This window comes from Thermosipho ferrireducens (genome assembly GCF_017358165.1).
Taxonomy (GTDB): domain Bacteria; phylum Thermotogota; class Thermotogae; order Thermotogales; family Fervidobacteriaceae; genus Thermosipho_B; species Thermosipho_B ferrireducens.
The window spans coordinates 213,874-227,350 of record NZ_CP071446.1 but is presented as its reverse complement, the minus strand read 5'-3'; the positions used below and the strand labels follow the sequence as shown (position 1 = coordinate 227,350).

Genomic DNA, 13,477 nt, shown 5'->3' with positions numbered 1-13,477 from the left:
TTTTGAAATCTCATTTAAAACACAGTATAACATTAAAACATTTATTGGTCAATTGGAGCTTTTTAAAGAATAGTAATAAATGTGACAGACAGAAATATTTTAGTGTGATAAACTTGCAGGGATAAAAAATCAGAAATTTGTGGAAAGGGGGAACCGAATATGAAATTAACAAAGTTTTTAAGAACAGTTACTGAGATCCTGGCATTTTTGCTGTTTTTATTTTTATTTTTCAATGGAAAGCTCCAATCATGGATATTGATTTTTGGAGGATTGGCAATTTTATCGTTGTTTTTTGGAAGATTTTATTGTGGATGGATTTGTCCCATTCAAACAGTTTTTAGACCAGTTGGATGGATTTATAAGAAACTAAGAATAAAAAGATTTTCTACTCCGAAGTTTATGAAACATCCAGTGGTTCGTTACATAATCCTTTTGTTCTTTATTGGCTTACTCATTGCTATAAGAGTATTAAAAATAAAGATACCTTTACTTCTATTTATCCTGATAGGAGCTTTTATAATCACGTTATTTTTTAAAGAAGAATTCTGGCATAAAGTTCTTTGCCCTTACGGTGCAATTTTATCAATTGTTTCTCAACCGGCGATGTTTGGACTTGAGATTGAAGAAAGTGAATGTATAGGTTGTGGACTCTGTCAGAAGGTATGCAATGCAAATGCAATAAAAAGCCTGAACAATAAAAAGCGAAGAATTATAAATAACGAATGTTTATTATGTTTTGAATGTAAAAATGTTTGCCCTGTAAAAGTTATTTCTTATAAACATTAACTACTATAAACAACAATTAAATAACCAAATCACAAAAACTGTGAGTTATAATGAGTAAAAAACGTCCAGCAGCTGGACGTTTTTATTTTGAATTGTTTTGTTTGAAATAAAAAATTTAGATATTTTTTAAAATTTTACTACCAGGTACTGCATAATAGCCTGCATGCACAATTTTACCTTCGATGTTTTGTCTGTTGTTATCATAAAAGTCTTTTTCTATAATAATTTCAATTTTACCTTCAATCTTTACATCGGTATTGTCAATACAGAAGAAATTTAATAGTGTTATATTTTCGCTTGGAAAATCTGCATTATTTATTTTTCCTTTTTTTATTTCAGAAATAATATTGAAATCTTCTTCCATGCTTTTATATGTCTCTGTGATCTTAGTTATTTTCATCAAACCAAATCCATATCTGACATCTCCACCTACATATATTTCCATTCCTTCTATTTCTTTTTTGATATTTTCCTCTAACTTTATTAAACCAACCCATTTTAAGTTGCTATTTTTATAACCCAATTGTGTTAGTTTTTTGTAAAGTTCGGTGCTTTCAAGTTCCTTTTTGTGTCTTGGAAGAATATACTCTATTTCGTGTAGCGACTCATCCTTAGCTGACTTTGTTTCTGGTAGCACAGCTGTGGAGACAAAAGTGTCCGCAAATAAGAGTTTAAACTCCCGTTCTGGCAAATCTCCCAGATAAAATTCACCACCTGAAAAACGTGGTTTTAAAAAAGATTGATTATCAAAAGCTGGATAAAAACAGGTTATTTCTTCAAATAAATTTTTATTCTTTTCAAACGGTAGTTTTTTATTTATACAATAAGCTTTTGCAAGTGCTCCCCACACAGTCTGACCTGGTATAAAGATTCTGGTTTCTCCTAAAACTCCATAAACAGCCTTTCCCAGATGTATTGGCTGTATTTGATTTATAACCAATTTATACCATTTTTTACTCATTACTCATCACCATCTTCTAAAGCTTTTGCATGGTATCTAACCAGAATAAGAGTTTTTTCTAAGATTTCTTTAAAAAACAATAGATCCTTTAGACTTTTTGAAAGTTCTCTGAAGTATTTCTCATATTCTTCATTTTTATTCTTCCCATTTTCATCTTTAAGATTAACGGAAGTATATTTCATAAGTTCCCTGACCTCTTCTATGAAAACTTTCTCTATTCCCTTAGATTTACAATATACCCAGTAAGCATATACTCCGTTATTAGTAAGCACTCCCAGAGCTTTATCAATTTCATTTTTATATTTCTTTTTGTCTTCTTTTATCTTTTCAACGATTTTCCAAGCTACTTCATTAATTTTATACTCAAGGTTTTCCATTAAGAATCACCACCTTTGCTATCCCCTTCAGTTTCACTATCATCATTACTATCGCTTAATTCAATCTTGATTCTTCCAAAGCCTCTTGTAGTCATTCCTCCAATTCCTAAGGTTTCAAAGAAATGCTTTGAATCTTTTAACGCTTCTTCTATATCTTCTTTAGCTGGTAAATCTTTTAATTTATCGTTAATCCCATTGAACTGGGATTTATCAAATATTCTAATATTTCCATACAGCACCGTACCTCTTGGGATAGCTTCTGATGTGAAAAGCGCTCCTTCTTTTGCTGCTCCTGTAATAGGATCTATCGATACAGATGTACGCACTTCAAGGTTTGAATTTATTATTTGTGAAATTAAGTTTTCAGGAACAACAATAATGTCTTCATCTTGAAAAACGCTTTTGGATTGATCTTCGGATTGAACCAAGGAACCAAAATTTTTATTTAATAACTCACAGTCAATATTATGCTCTCTTTCTATTTCTAAATAAAGCCATCCTAAGTTGATATGCTGATTATCGACTCCATTTGCCAAAACTTTTTCTTTACCTGGACTATCTGTTTGTATACCCAGCTCTTTTAGTTTTGAAGCGGTGGTAATCCATTTAACCCCATACATTGTATGTACCGGAAACAGAAAAATGTTTAAGTCTGAAAAGAATAAAAGTCCCTGCCAGCTCAAATCCTTTTTAGAAAATCCAAAGCTTTTGCATACAATACAGTGACCACAATGGGCTTTTTGTTCAAATTGACTGTCATCGAAATTCAATTGTGGTTTATCGTCCTGCCCTGCACATTTTATTCCTATATACCTATTTCCTTCAAATAAAACCCATTTTTTCTTCTGAGAAAATATTTCTTCTATATCTTTATCTTTTCTTTTGCGCTTGCTTATCCTATATTCTTCTTTCAAAAATTCATGTAATTTTAAAGCCACATAATACCTCCAGACACCAGCCAGACTGGATCCTGGAATCTTGGGAATACGTGTTATGGGTTCTCTTACGATTGTGTTATCTACTCTGCCTATTGTATAACCACCTGTTCCTATGTACACGGGGTCCATAGTCAAAGCGAAAATTTTTAGTTCCTTTACCAAATTGTTCTTAACTTTTTGATTTTCTGACATGTTTATCACCTCGTTTAAAAAATTATTGTTTACATGCATAATAGATTTAAATTACTCTTTCAATGCTCTATGCCAAAAATCATACATATCTAAAAATAACAGCATTTTTTCTTTTACTTTTTCTGGAGAAAGTCTTTTGAGTGCTTCTGCAAAAGCATCTGAGTTTTCACATTCATCTAACTCAAATATATCGCATAACTCTTTTAGTATCTCTTTATTTGTGTTCTTGTTAAGCTCAAGTATGTTTACAAGGCCTGAAATTAACAATTTCACGATTGACTCTTTATTTTGTTCATTCCAGTCATCTAAGTATTTATATATATTGCTCACCATTGTATTGAACCTGTTTTTTGCATTTTTAAAGATTTCTCTAAATTTTAAAAATTTTTCCCAATCTGATGTATCATAAGGTCGATTTGACTTAATTGGTAAAATTCTTTTGCCTTTATAATACTCTATATCATTTCTTCTGGCATTTGAATCTAAAAATTCAAAGTCAAACGTGTTAGGAATTATGCTAACTTTACTATTATTCTTGAATTTGTCTAATGTGCTGAGCCATTTTTTCCATTTATCATCTGGTTTTATATAAAACTCGTAGTCTTTATTGTTTGAGTTGCTCCAGTAAAGAGAATAATAGTTTTCTGTGCTGTTGGCTTTTTCTTCTGAATTTGCAAAAGATAATTTTTTCTTTTGTTTAATGCAAAATTTTGAAACCGCAATCTCTTTATAAAGCTCATCTATGTTTGACGTATCTCTTCTGATTTTACGTAAAGCTTTCACGCCTATATAAAGTGGGCTTTTATAGTTTTGTACTATAACACCAACATGAAGCGGTAGCTTTCCATAAACATATTTAAATCTTTTACTATACTCTTCTTCAACTTTTTCCAATAATTTAGGAACGTATTCTGCTGGAATTGCAAACTGCCACGACACAGGTGTTGGGTCTATGATTGAAAAATATGGTTTATAGCTATAAACACTTTCTATATCAATCTCGCTTATTTTGTAATTTTTATCTGGATTGTCATATTGCTTAAATTTAAGTGAATTGCTATCTTGCTCTGGTTTAAACTCAATATTCTCCTTAACTTTTTCAGGACTTTTGAGAATCCCGGCTAATTCTTCTTGATTTTCCTGCGCATTTTTCAATAATTTTTTTACTTTTGTATTACCGAATTCATTTAAAAAGTCTCTTACGGAACTGATTAAATATAGTTTAACCCTGTCGTTCTTTGAGTCGTTCACAGGCTCAGCCCAGAACAAAATATTTTTGCATTCTAATTCTTCTCCTGTTTGTTTTATGTTACCTTTATCAATTTTTCCTTTCAGTACCAGACCTTTTCTCTCCCAAACTGGAATCTCGAGTAAGTTTATTATATTCTTTTCAATATCTTCCATAAACTCCAGTGTACTCTCCCAGATTCTTCTCAATCTTGCAGGTGAAGGGTTTTTTCGAAGAAGGAGCTGTAATATTGTTGTTGCCAGTAAATCTATATCTTCGTCTGTCAATTTATCCCATTCTATCTTTTTAGTGCTCCAGTCTATTTTTTTGCATAATGATTTGCTTTTAATAAACTCTTCCCATTTTGTACCTATAATCGAGTCAAAAAATATTTGTCTGATAAAATCATTAAAAGAATTTTTGTAATGTCCCTTTATGCTGTCTTCTGAGTATGTCTTAAGGAATCCTATAAACTCCAGCGCAGAAAAATAATCATGTAAGAGTTTTTGTATATTACTTTTTAAAGTTTTAATTTTTTCATCTTTTGCCCAATCTACCGTTTTTTTGATTACATGACCGCCACCTAAATTAATATCATCTTGAAGATTTCTTAATTTTTTCTTATTCTTATTATAATCCTTAGCAAAGAGCAGTTTATTATTTTTATCTTTAGTCAGAAAAACTGATATTTCATTATCTCTGAATTTTGTAAATGTTTTATTGATTTCTTCTAAATAACTTTCAAGCGACATCAAACATCCATACTCGCTTGAGTTTATATTTTTCAAATTTTTAATAAGAATTACAATGTTGTGTGATATAAAGTTTTTGCCTGAAATAATCTTTATAAATTCAATACAATTCTTTTTTATATCATTGTAAAGTTTGCTATCAATTTTATTAGTCAACAAACTATTCAATAAATTTCCATTCAGCCAGTCCTCTGTTTCAAATTTCAAAGTAACCAGAGCAATTCTGTTGTTTTTGTCTTTTATTTGATCAAGCCATATGGTTTCATTGTTTTTTGAACCATTTTTTAAGTTTTCCTTCCATTCTTTAACCCTTTTACTATACGTTCTTTCATAACAGGTTTCACACACTGTCGGTTTTATATTTCTTTTTTTGTCAACTTCATAAATCAACCTCTGCTGGCATACAGGACAGATGTTTATCGCATCACCTTTATTATTATCATTATTATCAGGACTGTTTGCGAAATTTATATTAAATTTAATTGTTTCAGGTTTCAAAAAATTCTCTTTTGCTTTCTGAATTAAATACCCTAAATTCATTAATCCTCTGGAGGCTTTTGTTAAAATTATTGCCGGGTAAAATTCATCATCTGTTTTTTCTTTAAAAATATTCAAAATTTTACACTTAATTTCATCTAAGTCAGAATGTAACTTTGCAAGATCTCCTTTATCTTTTCCCAAACTTTCTCCAACTATAAAATATATCCCTGTTTCATCTCTATAGATCTCATTTCCTATTGGGTATTCATATTCTAAGAGTTTTTTTATTTCATCGTCTATTTCTTTCGCTGTTTGCCTGTACCACTGAATATGCGCGGGTTTATAGCCTTTTTCAGCTAAACCAAGTTTGTCATACTGTATTCCTAATATTCTCCACTTTATCTCTGAGGGCTTTTTAAAATAATTGTGATTTTCAATATTTTTATTTTTCAGTGTTTCATCTAACACCAATTGAGCTAAAACAGCTTTAAACATAGATGCTGTCATATAAGCCTGATCCCATAGAGAAACATCATTAACCGGGAAACGACTGTCGCTGAGCAGTTCAGAATACCACGTTTTTATTTCTTTAAACACGAATTTTCTTATCTCTATCCAATCTGGTTCATTGAAATAATTTTTCTTTTTTAAAAAATCATAGAACTTCTGGTAAAAACATCCCCTTCTTTTATCATAATCTTTTTCATTCAGTTCTCTTTTAAAACTCCCAAAGGCATTTGACAACCATAAGGGTGGGGTCATCTGTACTTTAGGAGCCCCTTTATCTATACCAGAGTTTATGTTTTCACAACCTCCAAAAAATATTCTTTTCATGAATTCAGTATTCGAACTATTGCCTTTAAAAAATTCCACCCAATTTATACTTCCATTTTCATTGTCAATCTTGAAAGGAAATTTAACTTCCTGATTTTCTATAAAATCTTTTAAACCATATTTTTCTAATTCCCATTCAAAAGGAAGTTTTTTGTTCTTATCCTTATTTTTATCATTATCTTTTTCTTTTTCATAATATTTTTTGTAACTTCCAAAAGGTTTATAGCCAAAAATATCTTCAAAAGCACTTTCATGAACTTGAAAATAACGTTGTTCATCTTTTTCTCTCCAAAAACCAATGTGTGTCTTACCTAAATTAAAGAGCAAAGTGCCAATCTCTGCTTTTAATATTTCATCCTTATATTTTTCTAAATTTTTCAAATTCAACTCTGGCATTCTTTCCACCCCTCTGGAACATTTTCTATTTTCAGATCGGCATTTACACAGTATATTTTTTGTTTCAACTCAAAACTTCCCCAGCCAAGTTTTGTTTTAGCACCTATACCGTTTGTTGCAAGTTTTTCAACAGCTTCACATAAATGTTTTAAGTCTTTACATACCTCTTTTTCTATTTCTTCATTTTTTTTCAAAACTGCATCATAAGGTACGTAGATAATTTGTAAAATACCTTTTGTGCCTTCTGGTACTATTTCATAGTGAATAGGATTTTTACCTGCTCTTTTTATTCTGTCATGCGGATTTATGATTTCTAATGAGAGCCTGTCAAAGTAAATAGGATAAAATATAGCTCTTCCTTTATGAGTTTGAAATTCTATTGGCAGATTCTGTGATTTTTCAAGCTTCTCGGAAATTTTATCTTTTAAAAATTCTTCAAAGAGTTCTTTATCGCTTTTTGCTTTATTTATTGTCTCTATATCTTTTTTATCAACATCTAACCCTAATTCAAATAGTATGAATTCAACGATCTTCTTTTTAAATTCTTCAAATTTCTTACCTTTCTTTAGATAATTTTCAATACATTTAATGCTCTCAGAGCCTGTGCCAAATATTCTCAAAAAACTCTCTATCATTATTTTCCGATTGCCTGAATTTTCTTCGCTTTCAGATGGATTTTTAAATGCGTTTGCCATACTCCCTTTCAATCCCGAACCTCGGAGTATTGGAATTTTAAAATTAGTTTCTTTTAATATGGGATTCTGGATGATATAAAATTCATCATCGTCTTTAGAAAAATATGGCGCAGTTAATTCTATTTTCACCCAGATTATAAATGAGTATTTAGGAAGGCTACTTGAATATTTTTTTATTTCTGATGATTCTAAGATCCCGGAGATTTTTTTGAGCTTATTTATTGTTTTATTATCAATTTGGAGGTATTTATCTTCTTTTATAATTTTATCTTTCAGCCAACTTAGAGGAAAATCTTTAAATGTATTATTAGCTTTGTTCTTTTTTAAGTATTTAAACAAATCTACATTAAATTTTCCACCATTCACATCTTTGTCAAAGTCATGTTTCAAAAAAGGGAAATCCTTGCACAAATTATCGAATTTGTCTTTATCTATATCTTGCCCGCTTAGATATCCTTTTATTTTTTCTTCGCTTTTATATTTGAAAAAATACTTACAATATGCAATATATTCATTTAAATCTTTAACTTTCTCAGGATTAATTTCTATCAAAGATTCAAAATGTTTCATTTTGTCTCCTCCTGTAAATTTAGCAATCCGGCGATAGATAGAAATCCACCGTGATATTGCCCATTTTCTTCATAGATGTAAGGAAGTATTTTTGAGCCTTGCGGAAGATAATCTTCTCTTCCTGTTTTTCCAAAAACTTTATGTCTAAATTCTTTGTCATTTCTAAAAATTCCCCTCTTTTTAGATTTAATTTTTAATAGTTCCTTTATTACACTTTTAAAATCATTTTTTGAAAATTGATTCTCCAATATATATAATGATGTTTTTTTAGTAATTAAATTGTCAAAATTAGGACTATTGGTTATTAAATTAATGAACTTTTTGTCTTTTAACATATTATGCAAATTACTAAATTTAAACTCATATTCTCCAGAAATCTCTCTTTCGTACCATTGTCCTTTATTTTTAAATTCTACTTTTTCTATTTTTAATCTTCCATATCCAATGTTCCATTTTCCACCCCAGTATCCATATTTATCCATAAAGTTTAGTAGTGGGTAAAATATCTCATTTAAAATACTTTCATTCACTAAAAATTTAACTCTAAATTGTCCATAGAAATACGGGTTATTAAAATAAAATACTGACCATCCATTGTTGCTTCTATTTGGACATTCTTGATTTTCCTTTATATTATTTGTGCCATTTTTGTTAATACATATCTTTTTAGGGATGTTTAGCTTATTTCCAAAACAATAATTACCGATAGGTTCAATATGTTTAATTTTTATTAAACTTTCCCAATTTGTCGTCCCAAATATTATCGAAGGTAATGGAATGTTTTGGTTTAACAATCCCTTTATCTTGTCTTTGAAAGAATTTCCATTGCTACTTAGATATCCTTTGAATTTTTTACTATCAACTTCTCTTTCAAACCTACCAAGTTTAGTATCAAAATCCTCTCCACTTACAACACCGGAAAAATAGCAAATAACTTCAAACCAGAATCTTAAACTCCCTATCAAAGCAGCTGGTTTTATTTCGTCACATTTCCCCCACGCGTTTCCCGTCCAGAGCGGAGTTATTGTTCTGAATTTCACGGTTATTTCCTGCATTACATCACCATCTCCTTCTTATATCAGTTAAGTTTCAATTCCTCATAGGTGACGTGGCAGAACTCCATTTTAGAAAAAGGCGATAATGCCCATTTATAAGAACTTGATTCATTAATAAAAATAGAAAGGAGGTGAAAACGTGCTAAACCAAAGAATATTTAATGTATTTAAATTCTTCATAGATGCTGTGAAAAAGCTTTTTGTAATACATATAAAAATATCTTTTATACATATTTCAATTTATTTTAAGCACGATAAGAGATAACGTTTTCCAAAAATAAAAGAAATAAATGAAGAATTGTTTCAATTCTTTATAGGAACGGTTTAAATGTTAAAAAAGCCATATGATTAGTTACATTTTTTATCTTTTTATTACCTTTCAAGGTGCCTTTTTTAATTATACATCAGTTACTTTTCAAAACAATTAATTATTTGTTACTCAGAGATAACGCGATCTGATTTTTCTATCAAACACCATATGTTTTTATGTTTATCTCACATTGATGGATTTTTTAAGCCAAATTTCTTTTTCGCTTATTTTACATTTTTGAAAAATTTATCGAAAGAAATTTGTATAACTTTGAGCTATTTTTGATATGATTATTTTTTTAATATTAGGAGAAAATATAGTATGGAGAGAATATAATGGAGGAATTTATAATGTATCATAAAAAAACGTCCAGCATAGCTGGACGTTTCTTGCATCTGGCTCCGGCGGAGGGACTCGAACCCCCAACCTAGTGGTTAACAGCCACCCGCTCTGCCGATTGAGCTACGCCGGAACTTTTCCACATCGCCATATATTATATCATATTTCCTGAATTTTGTCAATTATCTTTTTCAATCAACTGTTTTCTTTCGATATTATGTTATCACAAATTTTTAAGTTGTCAATTGGTGAAAAAATAAGATCCTTCGCCTTCCTGCTCCTCAGGATGACAAAGAACAGCGAGGATTGGCGAGTGTTGGCAAGATTAGCGAGAGTTAGAAAAAGTTATTAAAATAAGATCCTTTGTCACTTCGTTCCTCAGGATGACGAAAAAGAAAGATCCCTCGTCATTGCATTTCTCGGGATGACAAAGAATAGCGAGTGTTAGCGAGATCGGCAAGATTTGTTCCCCCATTTATGTCATTCCGAACCCGAAGGGTTAGGAATCTTATAATTAGCAAAATTAGTAAGGCCTGTCTTGAGGAGTGAAATGGTGAAATATCTTGCAAGGTTTGTAGAAGTAATGTAAGTTTTGTTTAAAGTGATGAAAAAAGGTTATTTTAATTTTTAAGTTTAATTAAGTTATAATATATTATACACGAGGAGGTGATATGATGTTGAGGATAGGGGATACTGCCCCAGATTTTGAGCTTTACAATACAAAGCTTGAGAAAGTGAAGTTATCAAATTTTAGGGGGAAAAAGGTAGTTTTGATATTCTACCCTGGAGCTTTTACAAATGTTTGTGAAAAAGAGCTTTGTACTTTCAGGGATATACTTGCTAAAATGAATAATCTAAATGCAATTGTTTTGGGAATTAGCGCAGATTCACCATTTGCCAATAAGGCATTTGCCGAAAAGAACAGGATAGAGTTTGATTTACTTTCCGACTTTTGTGGAGTAGTGTCCAAAAAATATGGGGGAGTTCATGAAAATTTTGCAGGAATTCCATATTACACTGCTTCAAAAAGAGCGGTGTTTGTAATTGATGAAGGTGGAAAAATAATGTATTCCTGGGTTACCGAAAATCCTGCCATAGAACCCCATTATGATGAAATAAAAGCACTTTTGTAACTTTTGTTGTGAAAAACTTAAATATGTAGTCACTGTTTTTATACATATTGCTGATATACTTATTTAGGGAAACCTAAAAAAGTTTTGTGTTGGGGAAATTATGATATTCTGGAGGGAAAAGATGAAAAAGCTTTTGTTATTTAGTACTTTTTTATTGGTGGCGTTTTTTATAGTAGATATTTATTTTGTGGGAAGTTCTTTTATAATTTCAACTGATGTTTTGAAAGCTCAGATTATTCCAGATGTTGTGGAAGTTGAATTTGAATCATGGAAGGATTTAAAAAACTACTTTGATGAAATAGGTTATTATTCTTATAAGAACCCACCAAATATTATAGTTAAAAGGCTTCCTGAGGATTTGTCTGCTGCTCCAATCGCTGTTAGAAAAGAAATATTTGTAAAGGTAATGGTTCCCATAATAAGAAAGGTCAATTCTGAAATTTTGCAGGAACGTCAAAATTTGTTTTTGGCTCTGGAAAAAGGACAGAGTGATTATATAAACTACCTTATGAAAAAATATAAGGCAAAGAATGTGAAAGATTTGCTTTTGAAAGTGGATGTAATTCCCGAAGATTTAGCGTTAGCTCAAGCAGCGCTTGAGTCAGCGTGGGGAACAAGCCGTTTTGCTATTGAGGCAAATAATATTTTTGGTGAATGGACTTTTACCCCGGGTACTGGATTGGTACCTAAGGAGAGGCCTGAAAATGCAACTTATGAAATAAGAATTTTTCCTGACCTGATTTCGTCTATGGAAAGTTATGCTATGAACTTAAATAGTTTGCCTTATTATGAAACCTTTAGATTAATCCGTGCTGGAAAGAAGAAAGGCCATCCGGCAGATGGCCTTGTAAAATATTCTGAGCTTGGAACAGAATATGTAGAACTTGTAAAATTGATTATAAACAATTTGCCGTGAAGTGTTAGAGGAGTATTATTTTTTCGCGAGTTTTAACGTTTTTTAGAACATTTTTTGTATCAAAAATAAATGGGACATGATTTAATATTTTTTCATAGTCTACTCCTATTGTGTGGGCAGTGGTTATGACAACTCCGTCTATTTTTTTCAGGAAACTTTCCGTTAATTTTGAACTTTTGTAGTGTTTTCCGTTGTGAGAAAATTCGGAAACAAATGGATCAAAATAATATATTTCAGCTTTTTTCTTTTCAAGAATTTCTATAACTTTCAACGCTGGACTTTCTCTAAGATCATCTATATTACCCTTGTATGCCACACCCAATATAAGTATTTTTGAGCCGTTTATGGGCTTTTTGAAATCGTTTAGGATGTCAGAAAGTCTTTGAACAACATAATAGGGCATGTCATCGGAAATTTCGCCGGCTATTTCTACGAGCATCATGTGAAGGTCAAATTCTCTTGCTTTGTACGCTAAGTAAAAAGGATCTATTGGAATACAATGTCCTCCAATTCCAGGCCCCGGGTAAAAGGGCATAAATCCAAATGGTTTTGTGGAGGCAGCATCTATTACTTCCCATATGCTAACTCCCATTTTTTCCGCAACTTTTGTCATTTCCTGAACTAACGCTATGTTAACAAGCCTGAAAGTATTTTCCAGTATCTTTGACATTTCAGCAGCCCTTGGAGAAGACACAGGAAAAACAGGTGCATCTATTACATTTTCGTACAAAGCTCTTGCATGCTTTGTACATTCAGGAGTAACTCCTCCAACAACTTTTGGAGTGTTCCTTGTTTTGTATCTAACATTTCCTGGATCGACTCTTTCTGGACTGAAGGCAAGATAAAAGTCTTTTCCCACTTTCAAATTACTTTCAGAAAGGATGGGAAGCACAACCTCTTCAGTTGTACCTGGATAGGTTGTACTTTCAAGTATTATAAGCTGCTGTGAACGCAGTCTTTTGGAGATGTCTCTGGAAGTTTTTATTATATAAGAAAGATCAGGTTGTTTAAATTTATCAAGAGGTGTAGGAACACAAATACTTATTACATCGCAGTTTTTTAATTCATCAAAATCGGTTGTAGCAGTAAGTAATCCTTTTTCTACAAATTCTTTTAATTCGTTATCATTTACATCACCAATATAGTTTTTTCCCTGGTTTATCATATCAACTCGTTTTTGCTGAATATCAAAACCTATAACTTTGTACCCGGCTCTTGCCTTTTCAACAGCAAGAGGAAGTCCAACATATCCTAATCCCATAACGCCAATAACCGCCGATTTACTTAATATTTTTTCGTATAGCTTTTTGCCCATACTCTCACCTCTTTTATCGTTCATTCACTGAATGAATTATACCACATAAAAAATAATATTTCAACAATCAAAGAAAATCAGCAGAAATAGCAGATTGGCGAGTTTGGCGAGATTAGCGAGATTTGTTCCACTATTTATGTCATTCCGAACCCGAAGGGTGAGGAATCTTAATAATTAGCGAGTGTTGGCAAGGCCTTTCC

At 31.3% G+C, this 13,477-nt stretch carries 11 protein-coding genes and 1 tRNA gene; 4 read left to right on the top strand and 8 right to left on the bottom strand.

Going from position 1 to position 13,477, the window contains the following annotated elements:
* The first annotated feature begins 159 nt into the window (after positions 1–159).
* Positions 160–786 (top strand): 4Fe-4S binding protein, encoded by a 627-nt coding sequence (locus JYK00_RS01140; RefSeq protein ID WP_207566896.1) that lies wholly within the window; start codon positions 160–162, stop codon positions 784–786.
* 115 nt (positions 787–901) lie between these two features.
* Here JYK00_RS01140 and JYK00_RS01135 read toward each other — a convergent pair whose 3' ends face one another.
* Genes JYK00_RS01135 through cmr1 form a run of 6 tightly spaced genes read right to left on the bottom strand, consistent with a single transcriptional unit; the run spans position 902 to position 9,264 of the window.
* Positions 902–1,747 (bottom strand): hypothetical protein, encoded by an 846-nt coding sequence (locus JYK00_RS01135; RefSeq protein WP_207566895.1) that lies wholly within the window; start codon positions 1,745–1,747, stop codon positions 902–904.
* A complete protein-coding gene (locus JYK00_RS01130) occupies positions 1,747–2,124 on the bottom strand; it encodes a hypothetical protein (RefSeq protein WP_207566894.1) in 378 nt (125 codons plus the stop codon). The genes JYK00_RS01135 and JYK00_RS01130 overlap by 1 nt, the downstream gene beginning before the upstream one ends.
* Complete coding sequence (locus JYK00_RS01125; protein WP_207566893.1) at positions 2,124–3,254, bottom strand: RAMP superfamily CRISPR-associated protein; 1,131 nt, start codon at positions 3,252–3,254, stop codon at positions 2,124–2,126. The genes JYK00_RS01130 and JYK00_RS01125 overlap by 1 nt, the downstream gene beginning before the upstream one ends.
* Before the next feature lie 51 nt (positions 3,255–3,305).
* The gene (locus tag JYK00_RS01120) at positions 3,306–6,944 is read right to left on the bottom strand and encodes a CRISPR-associated protein Csx11 (RefSeq protein WP_207566892.1); all 3,639 of its coding nucleotides are present in this window, start codon (positions 6,942–6,944) and stop codon (positions 3,306–3,308) included.
* A complete protein-coding gene (locus JYK00_RS01115) occupies positions 6,932–8,209 on the bottom strand; it encodes an RAMP superfamily CRISPR-associated protein (protein WP_207566891.1) in 1,278 nt (425 codons plus the stop codon). Before JYK00_RS01115 ends, JYK00_RS01120 begins: the two co-directional genes overlap by 13 nt.
* The gene (gene cmr1 / locus JYK00_RS01110; RefSeq protein ID WP_207566890.1) at positions 8,206–9,264 is read right to left on the bottom strand and encodes a type III-B CRISPR module RAMP protein Cmr1; all 1,059 of its coding nucleotides are present in this window, start codon (positions 9,262–9,264) and stop codon (positions 8,206–8,208) included. The genes JYK00_RS01115 and cmr1 overlap by 4 nt, the downstream gene beginning before the upstream one ends.
* 139 nt (positions 9,265–9,403) lie before the next feature.
* Here cmr1 and JYK00_RS09810 point away from each other — a divergent pair, with 139 nt between their 5' ends.
* Positions 9,404–9,529 (top strand): hypothetical protein, encoded by a 126-nt coding sequence (locus tag JYK00_RS09810; RefSeq protein WP_266097022.1) that lies wholly within the window; start codon positions 9,404–9,406, stop codon positions 9,527–9,529.
* Positions 9,530–9,970: 441 nt separating this feature from the next.
* Here the strand turns inward: JYK00_RS09810 and JYK00_RS01105 are convergent.
* Positions 9,971–10,046: transfer RNA gene (locus JYK00_RS01105), tRNA-Asn, on the bottom strand.
* Between the two features lie 541 nt (positions 10,047–10,587).
* Between JYK00_RS01105 and JYK00_RS01100 the strand changes: the two genes are divergently transcribed.
* Entirely contained in the window at positions 10,588–11,046 is a 459-nt protein-coding gene (locus JYK00_RS01100) for a peroxiredoxin (protein ID WP_207566889.1), read from the top strand.
* Between the two features lie 121 nt (positions 11,047–11,167).
* Positions 11,168–11,962, top strand: a complete 795-nt coding sequence (locus tag JYK00_RS01095; RefSeq protein ID WP_207566888.1) for a glucosaminidase domain-containing protein — start codon at positions 11,168–11,170, stop codon at positions 11,960–11,962.
* 4 nt (positions 11,963–11,966) lie between these two features.
* On the opposite strand, the gene JYK00_RS01090 is transcribed toward JYK00_RS01095, so the two are convergent.
* Positions 11,967–13,277, bottom strand: coding sequence for a nucleotide sugar dehydrogenase (locus JYK00_RS01090; protein WP_207566887.1), 1,311 nt, complete (start codon positions 13,275–13,277; stop codon positions 11,967–11,969).
* Positions 13,278–13,477 lie beyond the last annotated feature (200 nt).

What these genes read in the sequence shown, in the direction of transcription:
- JYK00_RS01140 (WP_207566896.1), top strand. Translation starts at nt 160, where the DNA reads ATGAAATTAACAAAGTTTTTAAGAACAGTTACTGAGATCCTGGCATTT.
- JYK00_RS01135 (WP_207566895.1), bottom strand. Translation starts at nt 1,747, where the DNA reads ATGAGTAAAAAATGGTATAAATTGGTTATAAATCAAATACAGCCAATA.
- JYK00_RS01130 (WP_207566894.1), bottom strand. Translation starts at nt 2,124, where the DNA reads ATGGAAAACCTTGAGTATAAAATTAATGAAGTAGCTTGGAAAATCGTT.
- JYK00_RS01125 (WP_207566893.1), bottom strand. Translation starts at nt 3,254, where the DNA reads ATGTCAGAAAATCAAAAAGTTAAGAACAATTTGGTAAAGGAACTAAAA.
- JYK00_RS01120 (WP_207566892.1), bottom strand. Translation starts at nt 6,944, where the DNA reads ATGCCAGAGTTGAATTTGAAAAATTTAGAAAAATATAAGGATGAAATA.
- JYK00_RS01115 (WP_207566891.1), bottom strand. Translation starts at nt 8,209, where the DNA reads ATGAAACATTTTGAATCTTTGATAGAAATTAATCCTGAGAAAGTTAAA.
- cmr1 (WP_207566890.1), bottom strand. Translation starts at nt 9,264, where the DNA reads ATGCAGGAAATAACCGTGAAATTCAGAACAATAACTCCGCTCTGGACG.
- JYK00_RS01100 (WP_207566889.1), top strand. Translation starts at nt 10,588, where the DNA reads ATGTTGAGGATAGGGGATACTGCCCCAGATTTTGAGCTTTACAATACA.
- JYK00_RS01095 (WP_207566888.1), top strand. Translation starts at nt 11,168, where the DNA reads ATGAAAAAGCTTTTGTTATTTAGTACTTTTTTATTGGTGGCGTTTTTT.
- JYK00_RS01090 (WP_207566887.1), bottom strand. Translation starts at nt 13,277, where the DNA reads ATGGGCAAAAAGCTATACGAAAAAATATTAAGTAAATCGGCGGTTATT.